Source organism: Arthrobacter sp. SX1312 (assembly GCF_002929295.1).
GTDB lineage: Bacteria > Actinomycetota > Actinomycetes > Actinomycetales > Micrococcaceae > Arthrobacter_D.
The window spans coordinates 949,148-966,306 of the sequence record NZ_PJIM01000002.1 but is presented as its reverse complement, the minus strand read 5'-3'; the positions used below and the strand labels follow the sequence as shown (position 1 = coordinate 966,306).

Here is a 17,159-nt window from a genome sequence, read left to right as displayed (position 1 = left end):
CCTGCATGGATGCCCTCGAACAGCTCGGGAAGACGTTCTTCGACTGGGAGGCGATGGCGGCTGTCCTGCCGGACCTCCTGACCGTCGGCCTGCCGAACACCATCATGCTCGCCCTGGCGTCGGGGATCATCGGGACGATCGTCGGGATGATCCTCGCCGTCATGGGGATCTCACGCAACCGCGTGCTGCGGTGGATCGCCCGCGTCTACACGGACATCTTCCGCGGGCTGCCCGCCGTCGTGATCATCCTGCTCATCGGCCTCGGGCTCGGCCCGATCCTCCGGGAGATCACGGGCAGCACGAGCCCGTACCCGCTGGGCATCCTCGCCCTCTCGCTGATCGCCTCGGCCTACATCGGTGAGATCTTCCGCTCCGGCATCCAGAGCGTGGAGAAGGGACAGCTGGAGGCGTCGCGTGCCCTCGGCTTCAGCTACAGCTCGTCGATGCAGCTCGTCGTGATCCCCCAGGGCGTGCGGCGCGTGCTGCCGGCCCTGGTGAACCAGTTCATCTCGCTCATCAAGGAGTCCTCGCTCATCTACTTCATCGGCCTCGTGGCCAGTGAGCGCGAACTCTTCCGGGTGGGCAACGACGCCGCGAGCAACACCGGCAACCTGTCACCGCTCATCGCTGCCGGCGTGCTCTACCTGTGCCTGACCATCCCGCTCACGCACCTGGTCAACTTCATCGACAACCGGCTGCGCGTGGGCAGGAAGCAGAAGCCCGAACCGGATGAACTGGCCGCAAGGATCGGCGAAGGAGCGAAGGCGTGAAGACACAAGAATCAGGGACCCTGACGGGCAGGAACCTGCACCTGTCCTTCGGCTCCAACCACGTGCTGCGGGGGATCGACCTGCACGTGGAGCAGGGCACGACGGCGTCGGTCATCGGCCCCTCCGGGTCCGGCAAGTCCACCCTCCTGCGCGTCCTGAACCGGCTGATCGAACCTGATCAGGGGGACATCCTGCTGGACGGCCGGTCCGTCCTGAAGGACAACCCGGACGAGCTGCGCCGGCGCATCGGCATGGTGTTCCAGCAGTTCAACCTGTTCCCGCACAAGAGCGTGCTGGACAACGTCTCGCTGGCCCTGCGCAAGCTCCGGAAGATGTCGGCGGACGAGGCGCGGAGCAAGGCCCTCGCCCAACTGGACCTCGTGGGACTGAAGCACAAGGCCGACGTGCGCCCCGGCAACCTCTCGGGCGGGCAGCAGCAGCGTGTCGCGATCGCCCGCGCGCTGGCCATGGACCCCGAGGTCATGTTCTTCGACGAGGCCACCTCCGCCCTGGACCCCGAGCTCGTCAAGGGCGTCCTGGCGCTCATGGCGGACCTCGCGACGGCGGGCATGACCATGGTCGTGGTCACCCACGAGATGGGCTTCTCGCGCAACGTCTCGGACACCGTGACGTTCATGGACGGCGGCGTCGTGGTGGAGTCCGGCCCCCCGGCCGCGATCTTCGACGACGCCCAGACGCCCCGCCTGAGGTCGTTCCTCTCGGACGTGCTCTAGGCACCTCGTCCTACCTGGTCGACCGGCACCGGGGGTCCGCTCCAGCGGGCCCCCGGTTCCGTGTCCGGGGACTTCCGGTCCGGGATCGGGCCCCGGCGATCGAGCCCCGGCGATCGAGCCCCGGCGATCACGACAGGATGAAGTTCCAGGTCCCGGCGAGCACGGCCGCCGTCGTCGCCCCCGCCGCGATGACGAGTCCGACGCCGGCCACGCCGACGTCGAGCGCCGTGAACGTGCTCGTCCGCGCCCAGGTGCGCGTCCCGCCGCCGAAGCCGCGCGCCTCCATGGCCGTCGCCAGGCGGGTGGCGCGCCGGATGGCCTGCACGATCAGGCCGAACGACTGCCCCAGCAGGTTCCGGGTCCGGGCGACGAGCGAGCCGTCCGAACCGATGCCGCGGGCGTGCCGCGCGAGCCCGAGCATCTCCCACTGCTCCACGAGCAGGCCCACGAGCCGCAGCGACGCCAGCGCCCCGAGGACGAAGCGGTGCGGGAGATGGAGTTTCTGCGCCAGCGCGTCCGCCAGGTCGGTGGGGTCCGTGGTCAGGAGGATGAAGATCCCCGGCAGGGCGAGCGCCAGCCCGCGCAGCCCGACGGCGATCCCCGCGGCGACGGAGCCCTCGGTGAACAGGAACGGCCCGACGTCGAGCAGCACGCCGCCGGTCTTCTCGGCGAGCAGCGCCGTCCCGTAGGCACCGAGCAGGGCGGCGACCAGCAGGGGCCAGATCCGCCGGGCGAGCCCGACCACGCTGATGCCCAGCAGCGGCATGAGGGCGAGCTCGCAGCCGAGGACCACCGCGGCGCTGACCCAGTCGATGCTCGCCAGGAGCGCGAGGGTGATGACGACGGCGGCGAACAGCTTGGACACCGGGTTCGCCCGGAGGAGGGTCCGGCCGGTGAGGACCGGCGTCAGGTGGTCGCCGCTCACGGGGACACCAGCCGTCCCGCCCCGCCCGCGACGTGCAGGGTCGCGCCGCCGAGGGCCGCGATGAAGTCGGCGTCGTGGGTGACGGAGACGACCGCGACGCCGTCCTCGATCAGCTCCCGCAGGAGCGTCACGAGTTCGGCCCAGGTGAGGGCGTCCTGGCCGAACGTCGGCTCGTCGAGGACCAGGATGCGCGGCGCCGTGGCGAGCATCGTCGCCACGGACAGGCGCCGCTTCTCCCCGCCGGACAGCGTGAACGGGTTGGCGCCCAGCAGGTGGGTGAGCCGCAGCCGCTCCGCGATCTCCCCGGTGCGGCGGGGGTCCGCGGTGCCGCCGACCCTCCGCGGCCCGAACGCGAGCTCCTCCCCCACGCTCGGGGTGAGGAACTGGTGCTCGGGTTCCTGGAAGACGGTGCCGATGCGCTGCACGAGCTGCGCCGAGCGCCAGCGGAAGGGATCGGTTCCCGCGGCACCGGCGAGCTCCGGTGATGCCTCGAGCCGTCCCGCGCGGGGGCGCAGCAGGCCGCCGAGCGTGAGGGCGGCCGTGGACTTCCCGGCGCCGTTGGGCCCGGTGACGCTCAGCGCCTGCCCGGCGCGGACGTCCAGCGCGAGGTGTTCGACGGCGGCCGGGCCCCGCTTCGTCCGCGCGACCGTGAGGTCCCGCGCGGACAGCAGCACCTCCCCGCCGCCGCCGGGTACGGGCCCGCCGACGGCGGGCGGCCGGCCCGGGACCCACACGCCCGCCTCCGCGAGCCGGGCGCGCGTGCCCTCCTGGCCCAGGACCGCGCCCGGGGCGCCGTCGGCGAGGACGCCTCCGGCGGCGTCGAGCACGATCACGCGGTCGACGACGTCCGCCCAGACGGCGACCCGGTGTTCGACGACGACGAGCGTCGCGCCCGTGCGGTCGAGGACGCGGACGACGGCGTCCCGGACCTCCAGCACCCCGTCGGGGTCGAGGTTCGCGGTCGGCTCGTCGAGCAGGAGCAGGCCCGGCTCCATGGCGAGCACCGCGGCGAGGGCGAGGCGCTGCTTCTGGCCGCCCGAGAGCGCCGTGGTGGGGTGGTCTAGCGGGAGGTCGAGCCCGACGTCGTCGAGCGCGCGGTGCACCCGCTGCCAGATCTCCTCCCGCGGCACCGCGAGGTTCTCGGCGGCGAACGCCACCTCGTCGCCGACGCGCGCGAGGACCACCTGGGTCTCCGGGTCCTGCAGCACCAGGCCGGCGCGGCCGCGGGCATCGGCGGGGCGGATGCCGTCGAGCAGGAGTGCGCCCTCCTGCTCGCCCTCGTCCTGGCTGCCGAGCAGTCCCGCCAGCCCGTGCAGCACGGTGGACTTGCCGGCACCGGACGCGCCGAGGAGCAGGACGCGCTCACCGGCCCGGAGGTCGAGGTCGAGGTGGCGGGCGGCAAAGGCCTTCCGGCCGGCGTGGCGCCAGCCCCATCCCCGGGCGCTGACGGAGGCAGCTCCCGGGGACGGCGCCTGCGCTGGTGTCACACGTCCGCCGTGCGGCCGGCGGCGAAGGAGGACAGCACGCCCGTCCTCGCGAGTCCGCGCATGGCCAGCCAGGACAGCAGGCCGGCGATGACGACGCCGGAGAGCCCGGCGAACACGGTGTACAGGAGCTTGAACTCGAAGCTCCAGAGCGCGTTGTAGAGGATGTTCTCACTGATCGCCAGCGCCAGGCCCGCGCCGAGTCCGGCGAGGAGGGCGACCGGCAGGTTCCACCTCCGGTAGAGGAAGAGCAGGAACACGAGTTCGGCCCCTGCTCCCTGGATGGCGCCGGAGATGAGGACGCCGATACCCCACTGGGTGCCGATCAGGGCGGAGACCGCCGCGGCGAGGACCTCGCAGTAGATCGCGGCGCCCGGTTTCCGGATGATCAGCCCGCCGAGCACGCCGGCGATGAGCCAGCCGCCGGAATACAGGCCCGCGAGCGGCGGGAAGCCGGCGGTGAGCACGCTGATGCCCGAATAGCCCGCGGACCAGACGAAGAACAGCACGCCGACGGCGACGGCGATGACCGAGGCCACCACGATGTCGACGACGCGCCACTGGCCGGTGCGGGGAGAAAGGCCCTTCAGGGCCGTCGATGATGCCATGCTGATTCCTCCTGGGTTGCAGGAGGGGAGGGTGCACGGTTGCCGGACACCCTGAGAACTCGACTCCCTTCGCCGGTACTAACCGGATCAGGTTCGAGGGTCTGCGGCGGTCCGCACTCTCAGCGCCCGGTCCGGCAGCATGCTGCGGATCGGCGCTCCCCTGTCGTGTGTTACTTGAGCGCTCCCGATCCTACACCGGCGGATCGGGTTGCCGCCTGCCGGTCTTTGCCGCTCCGCGACCCGCACCCGCAGAGGGTGCGGAGCCCGACTAGGCTAGCTGCAGGACTATTCGGATGAGAAGGAGAAACCATGACTGTGGTGTTCAAGTTGCTCGGTGTCGGCATGAGCGTCGGCGCGGGCTTCGTAGGGACGAAGCTCGTCGACTTCCTGTGGGAGAAGATCACCGGTGAGGCGCCGCCCAAGAGCAAGGACGGCCTGGAGAACACGCTCCGCTCCGCGCTGGTGTTCGCCATCATCTCGGGTGCGGTCAGCACCACCATCCAGGTGCTGACCAACCGGTCCACGCAGAAGGCCATCGAGCGGTTCGCCAAGACCCGCGATCTCACCTGAGCCGCATGGGATCGGGGAAGGGCGCTCTTCGGGGCGCCCTTCCCCGCGTCCGGGTCAGGACTGCGCCGTGCTGCGCAACTCCGGCTTGACGGTCTGCAGGATGCGGTGCAGGTTCATGCCGATCGCGGCGGCCGACCCGAAGGGGACGGTCTCGGACGAGGACTCGTAGGCCGCGGTCTCGAGGACCTTCAGGATCCGCTCGGCCTCGCCGAGGGCCTCGTCGTCGTTCTCGTCGACCGTCCACAGGTCCAGCACGTTCCCGGTCGCGGTGAAGGCCGCCTGCAGGGGCACGCGGACCGACTCCGGGAGGGGTTGCTCGGTCGCCGTCCCGTGGAGACCGTCCTGCAGCATGTTGGTGATGTTCAGGGTGTGCGAGGCGACGATCTCCAGGACCTCGACGTGGCGGTAGTCGCCGCGCAGGTCCCGGGGGTGGAAGCGCCGCCGGACGTTGCCCTTCCGGCTCTCGTTCGCGTACTGGAGGGCGCTCCGCGCGTTCCGGACGGACGCCGTGAGGGCGTCGCGGCGTTCCGCCCACCGCAGGTCGTCGCCCGCCCAGTCCTCCTCGAGCGCCTCGCCCATCTCCTGGAGCTGGCGTGCCGCCGTCCTGCGCAGGCTGCTCATCCGGCCGACCGCGTCATTGAGGTGGAGCGGGGGCAGGATGAGCGCACTGACCGCGAGGCCCACGCCCACGCCCACGAGGGTCTGGACCAGATACCCCAGCGAGTACCCCAGGTTCTCGTTCCCGATGACGAGCACGAACAATCCCGCGGAGGCGATGCCCGACCCGCCGCCGGCCGTTCTCTTGAGCACCCCGCTGAGGAGCACGCCGATCCCGACGACGAAGGCGATGGTCAGCCAGTTCGGATCTCCCGCCCACACCGCGACGTACGCGAGGAGGATCCCGATCGTGAGCCCGATGACGGTCTGCAGGCCGAGCTTGACGGTGCCGGCCACCGTCGGGTAGATCGCCAGCAGGGCGCCCAGCGGGGCGTAGTACGGGTACTCGGCGGGCGTCCCGGGAATGGCCTGGGCGATCGTCCAGGCGAGTGACGCGGCGAGGGCCGCCTTGGCCGCCAGGAGGAGCTGCGGGTTGACCACGGCGGCCCGCAGCCGCTCCCTGAGGTCGCCGTCGAAGCGGGTGGCGAGCACGCCGAGGCCCGGGTGGATCCTGAGGGTGGGCATCCTGCAGTATGGCAGCCCAACCTTGGGGTCCCTTCTCCCGGATGCGGTCACGCGGCATACTGGCCGCATGACCCTCCTCACCACGCAGCAGATCCTCGATGCGGGCCTGGTCGACTGGCGCAAGCTCGCGCAGGCACTGCACGCCCGCTTCCTGACGCGCGACTTCGCCTCGGGCCTCGCGCTCGTCTCGGCCATCGGCGAACTCGCGGAGGACGCAGGCCACCACCCCGACGTCGTCCTGACCTACCCGCACGTCGACGTGAAGCTCCTGAGCCATGACGCGTCCGGGGTGACGGAGCGGGACGTGGACCTCGCCCGCCGGATCAGCGCAGCCGCCGCCGAGCGGGGCGTCGCGGCCGATCCCGCGGCGCCCGCCGTCGTCGAGCTCGCCCTCGACACGGCCGACGTGGCCGCCATCGGTCCGTTCTGGGCGGCCCTGCTGACCGGCGACGCCGGCGCGGTGGACGGGGACGACGTCGCGGACCCGGGAGGGCGGGTGCCGCTCCTGTGGTTCCAGCACACGGATGCGCACGAGACCCCGCGGCAGCGCTTCCACCTCGATGTGTGGGTGCCGCACGACGCCGCGGACGTTCGCATCGCCGCCGCCGTCGCCGCCGGGGGCACCGTGGTCGATGACGACGCGGCGCCAGCCTTCACGGTGCTGGCGGACGCCGAGGGCAACCGGGCGTGTGTCTGCACCATGCTCGAACGCTGAACGGATCACCGGGAGACGACCATGACGCACGAGGGCGCAGCTCAGGAGAACGTCGACGTGCTCGTGGTCGGCGCGGGTCCCACGGGCCTGATGCTGGCGAACTGGCTGGTGAAGCTGGGGGTGCGCATCGCGGTGGTCGACGGCAAGGACGGACCGACCGTGGAGTCCCGGGCCCTCGGGGTGCATTCACGGTCGATGGAGATCTACGACCAGCTCGGCGTCGTCGACCGCGTGCTGGCCGAGGCCGTGCGCGTGCAGTCCATCCGGCAGGGCTTCGAGCATGCCTCCTTCGCGGCCGTCCCGCTCGCGAGGCTGGGCCGGGGCATCACGCCGTACCCCGGCATCTACATCCTGGAGCAGAGCGCCAATGAGCGCATCCTCGGCGACAACCTGCGCGCACTCGGTGGATCCGTGCGGTGGCGGCACCGGCTGTCCTCCCTGGAGCAGGCCGACGGCAGCGTCCACGCCGTCGTCGACGGTCCTGACGGGTCCTCGACGATCCGCGCGCGCTTCGCCGTCGGCTGCGACGGGGCGTCCTCCACCGTCCGGTCCCTGTGCGGCACGGCCTTCGAGGGGACGACCAGCCGGCAGAGCTTCTACCTCGTGGACGCGGTGAGCGTCGGCGGGCTGATCCCCGCGTCCATCAATGTCCGCCTGGGCGCCACCGCATTCCTCCTCGCGTTCCCCATGCGGCCCGCCGATGACGGCAGGACCGGGCAGCGCCTGATCGGTATCGCCGGCGATGACGACGCCCCGGCCATCACCGAGGACTTCGCACGCCGCCGCATGGCCGAGGTCTTCGGCGTCACGTACGAGGATTCCCGCTGGTTCTCCACCTACCGTGTGCACCACCGGATCGCAGCGCACTTCCGGACCGGCGCGGTGTTCCTCGCCGGCGACGCGGCCCACGTCCATTCCCCGGTCGGCGCGCAGGGCATGAACACGGGGCTCCAGGACGCCCACAACCTCGCGTTCAAGCTCGACGACGTCGTGTCCGGGCGTGCCCCCGAGCCACTCCTCGACCGCTACGAGGCCGAGCGCCGGCCGGTGGCCGTGCGCCTCCTGCAGACGACGGACACCGTCTTCCGCGGGGTCACGTCCACGTCGGGGACGGCGGTCCTGGTGCGCCGCTTCGTGCCGCGGGTGGTGGTGCCCGTCGCGGTCGCCGTCCTGCCCCGCCTGCCGATCGGCCGTCGCCTCGCAGGGTACCTCGGCCAGGTGCGCATCCACTACCGCATGGACGGTTCTCCCCCGGGCCGGCGGGGCCGCCGCGACGCCGTCGTCGGCCGCCGCCTGCCCTGGACCGGTGACAACGTCGAGGCGCTCCGGTCCTCCACCTGGCAACTGCACCTGTACGCGGCGGACGACGCTGCGGCGCGGGAAGCCGGCGTCGCGGCCGACGAGTTGGGACTTCCCCTCCACACGTTTGCAGCGACCGGATCCACTCCGCTCAGGGCAGGCCTGCTCTACCTCGTGCGACCCGACGGGTTCGTGGCCGCCGCGGCCGCTCCCGCGGAGGCGGTTCCCGCCTTCGAAGCGACGCGGGCGTACTCCCCCACTGCCCGTCCGGTCGAGAAGGAAGGACGATCATGACGGACGCCATCGATACGAGCGCGGTCCCCTCCGGCACCGGCTGCAGGGAGTGCGACGCCGCAGGCGGCTGGTGGGTCCACCTGCGCCGGTGCGCCGCCTGCGGGCAGGTGGGGTGCTGCGACAGTTCCCCGTCCCGGCACGCTTCCGCGCATGCGGCAGCGGCGGGGCATCCGGTGGCCACGTCCTTCGAGCCGGGCGAGGACTGGTTCTGGGACTACCGGACGCAGGAGTTCGTCGACGGCCCGGCACTGGCCGAGCCCACCAGCCGCCCGGCGGACCAGCCGGTGCCCGGACCGGCAGGACGCGTCCCTGCGGACTGGCGAAGCCGCCTGCGCTGACCGCGTGGTCCTCGGGCCACTTGTCGGCTCGACCTCCTCGGGTGATGGCCCGCGTGCGACTCCTCCTCCAGGCCGACGCGGACCGGCTGCTATCGTGGTGCAGCCCGGTCGTTATCAGCAGGAAGCTCCCCCCATGACCCCGCCACGCCCGGACCTCACCGCACGGTGGGCCCGGAGGTCCTCGGTGCTCGCGGTCTTCACCGCAGTCCACATCCTCTCCTTCGCCCTGCTCCTTCCCCGGATCATCGCCGGCGAGACCTACGGCGATGTGATCCTGTACCGCCACTGGGCGTTCCACGGCTTCAGCACGGGCATCTGGCTGGGAATCGATGATGCCTGGGTGTACCCGGCCGCCGCGATGCTCCCGATGATCGTGTCCGGCCTGCTCGGGCACCAGCTCTACATGCTCGGGTGGTTCCTGCTGTGCCTGGTGCTCAACCTGACCGCCGTGCTGGCACTGCTGACCAGCAGCTCCACGCGCTACGGGTGGCAGGCCGCCTATCTCTGGATGTCCCTCACCGCGATCCTCGGGCCGGTCGCCTTCTCCCGCGTGGACGGTGTCACGGGCCCTCTCGTCGTCGTCGGGCTGGTCCTCGCGGCCGCGTACCCGGTCGTCGCGTCCTCCGTCCTGTCGCTGGCGACCTGGATCAAGGTCTGGCCCGCAGCGGCCGTGCTGGCGCTGCTCATGACGGCGAAGGCGAGGGTGCGGGTCCTCCTTGCAGGCCTCCTGGTGTCCGGGGTGATCGTCGGAACCGCCGCGTCCAGGGGCGGAGTCGGAAACGTCTTCGGTTTCCTGTCGACGCAGGGCGAGCGGGGGATGCAGCTCGAGGCACCCCTCGCGACACCCGGCCTCTGGCAGGCGATTCTCGCCGGCGCGACCACCGTGGAGTTCAACGCCGAGATCCACACCCTGGAGATCCGCGGCTCCCTCGCGGAACCCCTGGCCGCCTGGATGGACGCCTTCCTGTGCCTCGCGGTGGCGTCCATCGCCCTGCTCATGGTGGCCGCGCTGAAGAAAGGGGCCGACCGTGCTGAGCTTCTCGCCACCGGCACCCTCGCCGTCGTCGGCGCCCTGATCGTCTTCAACAAGGTAGGTTCCCCCCAGTTCATGATCTGGCTGGTCGCCGTGGTCTCGGTGGGCGTCGCCCTGAACGGCCGTCGATGGATCGTCCCGAGCGCCCTGATGGTCCTGATCGCCGTCCTGACCACCCTCGTGTACCCGATCTTCTACACGCAGCTCCATGAGGCGCTGGACCCCGGCGTCGCGCTTCTCCTCTCGGCACGCAACCTTCTCGTCGTCGTCGTCTTCGCATGGGCTGTGCGGCAGCTCCGACTGCTCCGGAACAACGTGCCCGGGACAGCACCCCTGACCCCGCTGAGCCATGGGCCCGGCGGCGTCGGTGGCAGCGTCGGTGGCACCGCCTAGGCTTCGAAGACGGGCATGGTCCCGACGGGCCGGCGACGCGTCGGCGGGCAACCGACGGCGGGCAACCGACGGCGGGCAGCCGACGGCGGGACGACGGCGGGGAGGAGCCGACGGCGGGACGACGGCGGGGAGGAGCAGGGAGATGGATGGTTCCGGGGCGGCGCTGGGCCGACCGGTCGGCAGGGCCGAGGACGGCTCGCTCATGCCGTCGGGATACGCCTCTCCCGCACAGGACTGGTTCGAGGACCGGATCGACCTCAACCTGCACCTCATCAGGGACATCACGAGCACGTACATCGTCCGGGTGTCCGGGAACGCCATGGACGGCGCCGGGATCTCCGACGGCGACGAGCTGATCGTCGACCGCGCCCTGCGCCCGCGGGACGGCTCGGTGGTCATCGCCGTGCTCGACGGCGAGCTCGTCATCCGGCGGATCCGCATCGCATCCTCCGGGGTGTCGCTCGTCGCCGCGAGCCCGGACCACCGGCCCATCCCCGTCCCCGATCCCGATTCCCTGGTGATCTGGGGCGTCGCCACCCGGTGCCTGCACCGTGTCTGAGCGCGGCCGCAGTATCGCGCTCGTCGACGTCAACAACTTCTACGTCTCCGCCGAGCGGGCGTTCGACCCGTCGCTCGACGGCCGCCCCCTGGTGGTGCTCTCGAACAACGACGGCTGCGTGATCACGCGGAGTCCGGAGGCGAAGGCCCTCGGCATCACGATGGGCACGCCGTGGTTCAGTATCGCCGGCCAGGCGCGCGCGTGGGGCCTGCAGGTGCGCTCGAGCAACTACGAACTCTACGGCGATCTGAGCGCCCGCGTCATGGAGCTGCTCGGCCGCTACACCGGGAACCTCGAGATGTACTTTCTGTACCCCAAAACCTGTTGTTGCTCAACCTGACCACCCGCACATCGCTAGCCCTTGCGCCACGATCGAGGCCAACCCTTTGTGACACGTCCATGGACTTGCCGTGAAATGGGGAATCATGGGGTGCAGTGAAAGCCTCCTCGCAAAGGACCCCCCGAGAACGTCTCCGTCCCTCAGAACAACATCCCCGATCTGGTCGTCGAACTCGCTTTGCTGCCCAACGAGACAGAGTGGGTCGAGTTCCGGGAGCAGGACCGCTCTCGAGCGGCCCGGGACCGTTCCCGGAAGGGCCGGCACGCCAATCCCTCAGCTTTCCGCTGGCGGCGTCGGCCGCGCCCAGTCCGTTGAGCTGCGCACAGCCCTCCTCGAGCACGGATGGAACGAGCCGATCATCCGGCCCCTACTCACCGGCATCGACTCAGAAGCACCCATCCTCTTCTGACAAGCCTGCGCCTTTAGGCTTGTGTGGCCGGTATCGCCGACCTCCTCGGCCACGTCGGCAGATTCAGCGCCGGTAGCGACCGCGCGGTCATGGACTGGGAGTACCTCCTTGTCCCTGTGCGTCGCGATTGAGGGGATACGTCCGACGTTCCGCTGCCAGCACGCTCGGCAGGTCGGCAACAACGAGGAGAACGGCGGCGTTCCCCTGATGGAGAACGCCGCCGCTTCCGATTACAGCGTCAGTGAGTCTTCTCCTTCGGGCAGCTGATGCTCGGGTTCCACGGCGCGAACTTCCCTTCCGGGTTGTACTTCCAGACCCACGCATGCAGGCTGTGCTTGAACGGCCTCGTCGAACCAGCCGGTTCCGAGTCGAACTTCACTCCTCCGAGCACCGGTGCCTCGAGTGCCGTGGACAGGAACTCCACCGCAACGAGGCGGTAGCGCGTGTACTTGCCCTCCCTATCCAGCTTTCGGGGCATGTACACCAGTGCTTCCGGCTTCGACGCGTCGATGCGCTCGTCCAGCAGGGACCCCTTGACGAAGTGCACGCCCATTGCTCCCAGGCCCGGAGCCTCGACGCATTCGACGGGCTGGGTGGTCACATACCCATCACGGATGGCTTTTTCCATCGACCGGTACCGTTCGGTGGACTCGCGGATCTCGTACACCACTTCCCGGCTGGACTCGTGCTCCGATGAGCCTGAATCGCCCGAACCACCATGCGCGAAAGCCGCGCTGGGGGTCAACCCTGCAGCGAGGACAGCGGTGGCCAGTACCGCAGTGATCTTCGCTCTTGTTCTGTTCATTACCTGCTCCAACCTTGGTTCCCGATACTTCGAAGCGGAAAGAAGGCGCTGCAGGGAGGACCGACAGAGTCCGGCCAGCATGTCGATAATTTGCCGGGAATCGCCGCAACGTGTACCGGGCGGCCGTCATTTCCGCGCTATGTCTGCTGCCTCCACCGTTCCAGGCATCCTCGCTGGGGCGAGGTTGCCAGGAACGGCCGGTGACCGTGCAACCTGCATTACCACGGTTGCACGTTCGACGTGTCCAGGGGGTCGACAAGGCGATCAGAAGGACGTTCCCACCGCGTGGGGGTTCAGATTATGCCTCGGCCTGGAGAGGGGTCAAGAGTTGGTGGAGTTTTTTCTCCCGGGCTTCCTCGACCGACCCGAATTAGTTCATTAACCATTTCCTGCTTTACACCTTTTCTTCACTTTTCGATGTTCTTCCAAACCGAAGCATCCGCGCGGTCACTGATGAACACGCTCTTCTTATTTGAGGTGGGGTGGCTGAGCGACACGGTGTGAGTGCTTGAGGGGAAAGAGGCTCGAGGTCTTCCAAGATCGGCAGTGACCAAGCCGCTCGATCCCGAAGGCTTCGACAATGTTTGAACCTACGGCGTGTGACCGCGCGCGCCTACGTTCTGCACCATCGAGTAGCTGCCCTCGTTGTGATCTGCTCGCGGGTTTGGAGGAATTTCACGTCGTCGACGTCAGCGAACACGCCGGCGTTGTCCGGATCGTCGTCGAATCACCTACCGGGCCGATGGGCTGCTACTCATGCGGTGTCGTTACGCACAGCCATGGCCGGCCGGACCTCAACCGTGCCAGTGGAATGGAAGTATAAGGGCACGTGCACGTAAGGGGGGCGGTCCAACTTGTCAGTTGAACCGCCTCTCATGGCTGGCGTGCGACTACGCGCCGAAGAGGATCCCGAGAAGGACAGGAACCAAAACGACGCCAACTGTCCACATAATTTCTTTGGTGAGCAAGTGATTGACTCGTTCGGCGGTGGGTTTCTCTCCGTCGCGATAGACCTGAACTGGCGGGAAATTTTGGCGCCAACGACTCCAGAGGACTCCGTGAACGACGACGACGACCACCACCACTGCCGTTACTACCCCTGAAACGGCCCAGGCATCGTTGCCCGTAGGTGATGTGAATCGATCGAGGAAGAACAGAGCAGAACTGATCGCGGCGACTGAGAGGGCGACGCTGGTGACCATCCCGAACCAGGTCGACACCATCCACTGTCTGGGAGGTCGCGTCGTGTCGAGTAGCTTCTCCAGTCGAGCGTAGGTTCCTTCGATGAACGCTCGATCGCTCGAGGTTATTGTGCCCGATACCCCTGTCGCTCGAACGTCGAGACTGACGGCGCGGCGTACTTCGCGTACAGGCGGCTTCTGTGATCAGTGGTGAGATCGAGCGAGACATTGCATGACCAGTCATGGCCGGGGAGAATCCTGCACCGCGCAAGCAGCCGATCGTGGCATAAAAATGTTCTAACGTTGCAGCCGTGGTGTGTTCCGCATGAGAGCTACTGCCCAGGGATGTCGGGCGAGAACGGCTCTGGAAGATCCTGCACGCTTCCGCAACGCCAATTTCCAACCATCCTCGGGGGAGCGCGGGGCAATTTCGTTGATGACAGCATCGGCGATGCGGTCGATGATGCCGTCCTTGCTCTTCACGTGGTAGTACAGCGACATCGCCTCGACGCCGAGTTCCTGGGCGATTCTGCGCATGCTCAGCGACTCCAGCCCGCCGGCGTCGGCAAGCCCAATAGCGACCTGAATCGCCCTGTCCCTAGTGACAGGTTTTCTGAGGGTTGACTTTGGTCTCGCTGGTGCCACACTGTTTCCATCGCGTATGAAAGCACGCCGGATTGAGAGTATTAAGCTGCCCGCAAATCGTACCTTACGGCGTATGGTAGCTTCACTCCTCAGCCTTATGTTGCCAAGGTATTCTTACCGATCGAGGCAAAGCATGAGCTCACAGACAAGCCCAAATGCAACGGTCGCGGCCATGAAAGCAGTGGTCCAGGACCGGTACGGCTCCACGGATGCACTTAGTTTCCAGGACATCGACAAGCCGACGATGGGGGACGGCGAGGTACTAGTGCGGGTCCGGGCGGCATCCATCAACCATGCTGACTGGGTCTACACCAGCGGCCGTCCCCTGATCGCGCGTTTGGCGTTCGGGGTACGCAAACCAAAACATATCGTGCGTGGCAAGGACCTCGCGGGACGTGTGGAGGAGGTGGGCGCCGATGTGACCGGGTTCCGTCCTGGTGACGAGGTATACGGTGAGGTCGAGGCCGGGGGTTTCGCTGAATTCGCCGCCGTACCGGCACAATTGCTGGCGCTGAAGCCGGCAAACCTGACCTTTGAGCAGGCCGCTACGGTGCCGTTGTCGGCCAGAACGGCCCTGCAGGGTTTGCGGGATGGCGGGAACATTCAGGCGGGGCAGAAGGTCCTGATCAATGGTGCGTCCGGCGGTGTCGGCACGTTCGCCGTGCAGATCGCCAAGGCTCTGGGGGCTGAGGTCACCGGTGTGTGCAGCACGAGGAACGTCGAGCTGGTGCGGTCGCTCGGCGCGGATCAGGTCATTGACTACACGCAGGAGAACTTCACGGAGAGTGAAGTGCTGTATGACCTGATTTTCGATTCCATCGGTAATCACCCGCTGTCGGCACTGCGACAGGTGCTCGCGCCCGACGGGACGCTCGTACTCTCAAGCGGTACCGGCGGTCGTGTCCTCGGGCCCATGGGACGCCTCCTAAGGGCACTGCTCCTGTCATTGTTCATCCGGCAGAACCTCCGCACCTTCAGCGCGAAGCCCGGCGGGGAGAGCCTGGACCTGTTGCGGGAGCTCATCGAATCAGGTCAGGTCACACCCACGATCGAGAAGACGTATCCCTTGGCCCAAGTCCCTGAGGCCATCCGCTCCTTCGTGGACGATCACGCCCGAGCGAAGATCGCCATCACCGTGTAATGCCCTCCGTTACCCACCATCAGCCCGAGAATGGCATCCAGTTCAGCTCACGTCGGCAATCAAGAGATCCAGGACAAGGATCATGACGACCCAACCGATTGAAGGTCTTTGGCACCTCCATCCTCTCCTCAAGACGATGAGACCCGCCTACGTGTTCGGGGTCGTCACGGGAGCCCTGCTGGCCGGAGGATCCCGCAGAGGTTTCGCAAACGCCGGCCCGCTGCTCCCGGGCCCGGCGCTGCTAGCGGCTGGACTCAGCCAGCGGAAATTGGGCCAGCGGGAATTTGGCCGGCAGGAATTGGGCCGACACCGTCACCGAACGACCACTATCGGATAGACGCCCCTCCTCGGTCCACCGAACAAGGGATCCCTAATGAAGTCCATCAGGAAGACTGCAGCCACACCTGACCCGCCAACCATCCCGCGGCGACATCCGCACCGGAATCCCCGCAACGTGCGTTGGACTCAGTGGCTCGTGCCCGCCGCCCTGATCTTCCTCAGTCTCGTCCCCTTGATCGCCGGGTCGGTGCGCTTGACCGAGTTGGCCGGAGGCACCGTCACACCGGACAATGCCCGGTTCTTTCACGCGCCGATCCCCGTGCTGATCCACATTCCAACTGTCACCGTGTACCTGCTGCTCGGGTCGTGCCAGTTCGTTCCCTCCCTCCGCCAAGGCAAACGCGGCAGGACCAGCTGGCACCGCATCGCCGGACGCATCCTCGTTCCCACCGGACTGCTCGCCGCCCTGTCCGGTTTATGGATGGCAGTTTTCTACGACCTTCCGCCCCTGGACGGACCGCTTCTACTGATTCTCCGGCTGATCTTCGGCACAGCCATGGTCATGAGCATCATCCTGGGCTACCTCGCGGTGCGGCGCAGGGACTACACCCGGCACAGCGAATGGATGACCCGGGCCTATGCCATCGGGATTGCCCAAGGAACCATCGTCGTAGTGACCATCCCCTGGATTCTGCTGGTCGGACCCGTTGACCAGCTCAGCCGGGCGCTACTCATAGGCGCCTCATGGGTGTTCAGCCTGGTGGTGGCAGAGTACGTCATCCACCGCCGCTCCCGAACAGCAATCCAGCCCGCCAGCGCGCCAGCCCACACGGACGGGGCATAAACCGGATCTGCCAATAATCCTCAGCTAACCGGGTAAGCGAACAAGGAGACTGCAATGTCATTGCCGGCAACGTCCAAGTCCAACCCGAAAACAGACTCCACGACTCCGGAGCAATTGTCCCTGCTACGTCTCTACCTGTTGCGTGCCGGCTACCTGTTGATGGCGCTCGGTCTGGCGCTCACGCGGTGGCCCCTGCTAATCGGGCACGATGCGTCCTGGGCACTGATGGACGGTGTGGTGGTGTGCATGCTCGTCGCGCAGTCCCTGCTGTTCTTCCTCGGTGTCCGCTACCCGGTGAAGATGATCCCGATCCTGCTGTTCGAAATGACTTGGAAGCTCATCTGGCTGAGCACTGTGGCGATGCCACTCTGGCTCGCCGGTGAACTCGACGACGCTACCACCCGTGTCGCGATCAGCTGCTCGCTTGTCGTGATCGTCCTCGTCATCCTTCCCTGGCCCTACCTGGTCCGCCAGTACGTGATTAAGCGCGGCGACCGCTGGCTGCCCACCGCCCGCTGACACCCGCATAGGCACCCGCACCCGTCCCTCGCCTCAGGAGACAGATCATCATGATTTCCTCAGAACCCGGACCCACGAAGGTCCGCCTGGTT

At 67.9% G+C, this 17,159-nt stretch carries 18 protein-coding genes, 1 pseudogene and 1 riboswitch; of the genes and pseudogenes, 12 read left to right on the top strand and 7 right to left on the bottom strand.

Features of this window, described 5'->3' with window-relative positions:
- Positions 1-5 precede the first annotated feature (5 nt).
- A complete protein-coding gene (locus tag CXQ92_RS12095; RefSeq protein ID WP_104167945.1) occupies positions 6-770 on the top strand; it encodes an amino acid ABC transporter permease in 765 nt (254 codons plus the stop codon).
- Positions 767-1,504 (top strand): amino acid ABC transporter ATP-binding protein, encoded by a 738-nt coding sequence (locus CXQ92_RS12090; protein ID WP_104167944.1) that lies wholly within the window; start codon positions 767-769, stop codon positions 1,502-1,504. Before CXQ92_RS12095 ends, CXQ92_RS12090 begins: the two co-directional genes overlap by 4 nt.
- A 127-nt stretch (positions 1,505-1,631) precedes the next feature.
- Here CXQ92_RS12090 and CXQ92_RS12085 read toward each other — a convergent pair whose 3' ends face one another.
- Genes CXQ92_RS12085 through CXQ92_RS12075 form a run of 3 tightly spaced genes read right to left on the bottom strand, consistent with a single transcriptional unit; the run spans position 1,632 to position 4,521 of the window.
- Positions 1,632-2,429, bottom strand: a complete 798-nt coding sequence (locus CXQ92_RS12085) for an energy-coupling factor transporter transmembrane protein EcfT (protein ID WP_258069888.1) — start codon at positions 2,427-2,429, stop codon at positions 1,632-1,634.
- Positions 2,426-3,916, bottom strand: coding sequence for an ABC transporter ATP-binding protein (locus CXQ92_RS12080; protein ID WP_258069887.1), 1,491 nt, complete (start codon positions 3,914-3,916; stop codon positions 2,426-2,428). Before CXQ92_RS12080 ends, CXQ92_RS12085 begins: the two co-directional genes overlap by 4 nt.
- A complete protein-coding gene (locus tag CXQ92_RS12075) occupies positions 3,913-4,521 on the bottom strand; it encodes an ECF transporter S component (RefSeq protein ID WP_104167942.1) in 609 nt (202 codons plus the stop codon). The genes CXQ92_RS12080 and CXQ92_RS12075 overlap by 4 nt, the downstream gene beginning before the upstream one ends.
- Before the next feature lie 47 nt (positions 4,522-4,568).
- A riboswitch (TPP riboswitch) is annotated at positions 4,569-4,693 on the bottom strand.
- Between the two features lie 137 nt (positions 4,694-4,830).
- Between CXQ92_RS12075 and CXQ92_RS12070 the strand changes: the two genes are divergently transcribed.
- Complete coding sequence (locus tag CXQ92_RS12070) at positions 4,831-5,091, top strand: DUF4235 domain-containing protein (RefSeq protein WP_104167941.1); 261 nt, start codon at positions 4,831-4,833, stop codon at positions 5,089-5,091.
- A gap of 54 nt (positions 5,092-5,145) precedes the next feature.
- Here CXQ92_RS12070 and CXQ92_RS12065 read toward each other — a convergent pair whose 3' ends face one another.
- The gene (locus CXQ92_RS12065; RefSeq protein WP_104167940.1) at positions 5,146-6,273 is read right to left on the bottom strand and encodes an aromatic acid exporter family protein; all 1,128 of its coding nucleotides are present in this window, start codon (positions 6,271-6,273) and stop codon (positions 5,146-5,148) included.
- 67 nt (positions 6,274-6,340) lie between these two features.
- Here CXQ92_RS12065 and CXQ92_RS12060 point away from each other — a divergent pair, with 67 nt between their 5' ends.
- The 6 genes and pseudogenes from CXQ92_RS12060 to CXQ92_RS12035 all read left to right on the top strand — a co-directional run.
- Positions 6,341-6,988, top strand: a complete 648-nt coding sequence (locus CXQ92_RS12060; protein WP_104167939.1) for a 4a-hydroxytetrahydrobiopterin dehydratase — start codon at positions 6,341-6,343, stop codon at positions 6,986-6,988.
- 21 nt (positions 6,989-7,009) lie between these two features.
- A complete protein-coding gene (locus tag CXQ92_RS12055; protein WP_104167938.1) occupies positions 7,010-8,581 on the top strand; it encodes an FAD-dependent monooxygenase in 1,572 nt (523 codons plus the stop codon).
- The gene (locus tag CXQ92_RS12050) at positions 8,578-8,919 is read left to right on the top strand and encodes a UBP-type zinc finger domain-containing protein (protein ID WP_104167937.1); all 342 of its coding nucleotides are present in this window, start codon (positions 8,578-8,580) and stop codon (positions 8,917-8,919) included. Before CXQ92_RS12055 ends, CXQ92_RS12050 begins: the two co-directional genes overlap by 4 nt.
- A 133-nt stretch (positions 8,920-9,052) precedes the next feature.
- On the top strand, positions 9,053-10,345 hold the full coding sequence (locus tag CXQ92_RS12045) for a glycosyltransferase 87 family protein (RefSeq protein WP_104167936.1): 1,293 nt from the start codon (positions 9,053-9,055) through the stop codon (positions 10,343-10,345).
- A gap of 202 nt (positions 10,346-10,547) precedes the next feature.
- The gene (locus CXQ92_RS12040; RefSeq protein WP_258069931.1) at positions 10,548-10,904 is read left to right on the top strand and encodes a LexA family transcriptional regulator; all 357 of its coding nucleotides are present in this window, start codon (positions 10,548-10,550) and stop codon (positions 10,902-10,904) included.
- A pseudogene (locus tag CXQ92_RS12035) lies at positions 10,897-11,208 on the top strand (DNA polymerase V subunit UmuC); the annotation flags it as partial. The gene CXQ92_RS12040 and the pseudogene CXQ92_RS12035, both read left to right, overlap by 8 nt.
- A gap of 683 nt (positions 11,209-11,891) precedes the next feature.
- Here the strand turns inward: CXQ92_RS12035 and CXQ92_RS12030 are convergent.
- The 3 genes from CXQ92_RS12030 to CXQ92_RS12025 form a co-directional block, all read right to left on the bottom strand.
- Complete coding sequence (locus CXQ92_RS12030; RefSeq protein WP_104167933.1) at positions 11,892-12,458, bottom strand: hypothetical protein; 567 nt, start codon at positions 12,456-12,458, stop codon at positions 11,892-11,894.
- Between the two features lie 890 nt (positions 12,459-13,348).
- Complete coding sequence (locus CXQ92_RS17865; RefSeq protein ID WP_181033645.1) at positions 13,349-13,678, bottom strand: hypothetical protein; 330 nt, start codon at positions 13,676-13,678, stop codon at positions 13,349-13,351.
- 258 nt (positions 13,679-13,936) lie between these two features.
- Positions 13,937-14,284, bottom strand: a complete 348-nt coding sequence (locus CXQ92_RS12025; protein WP_181033644.1) for a TetR/AcrR family transcriptional regulator — start codon at positions 14,282-14,284, stop codon at positions 13,937-13,939.
- Between the two features lie 172 nt (positions 14,285-14,456).
- Between CXQ92_RS12025 and CXQ92_RS12020 the strand changes: the two genes are divergently transcribed.
- From CXQ92_RS12020 to CXQ92_RS12010, 3 genes are all read left to right on the top strand, one after another.
- Positions 14,457-15,425 (top strand): NAD(P)-dependent alcohol dehydrogenase, encoded by a 969-nt coding sequence (locus CXQ92_RS12020; RefSeq protein ID WP_104167931.1) that lies wholly within the window; start codon positions 14,457-14,459, stop codon positions 15,423-15,425.
- Between the two features lie 373 nt (positions 15,426-15,798).
- A complete protein-coding gene (locus tag CXQ92_RS12015; protein ID WP_104167930.1) occupies positions 15,799-16,548 on the top strand; it encodes a DUF2306 domain-containing protein in 750 nt (249 codons plus the stop codon).
- A 54-nt stretch (positions 16,549-16,602) separates the two neighbouring features.
- Positions 16,603-17,067, top strand: coding sequence for a hypothetical protein (locus CXQ92_RS12010; RefSeq protein ID WP_104167929.1), 465 nt, complete (start codon positions 16,603-16,605; stop codon positions 17,065-17,067).
- Positions 17,068-17,159: the final 92 nt, after the last annotated feature.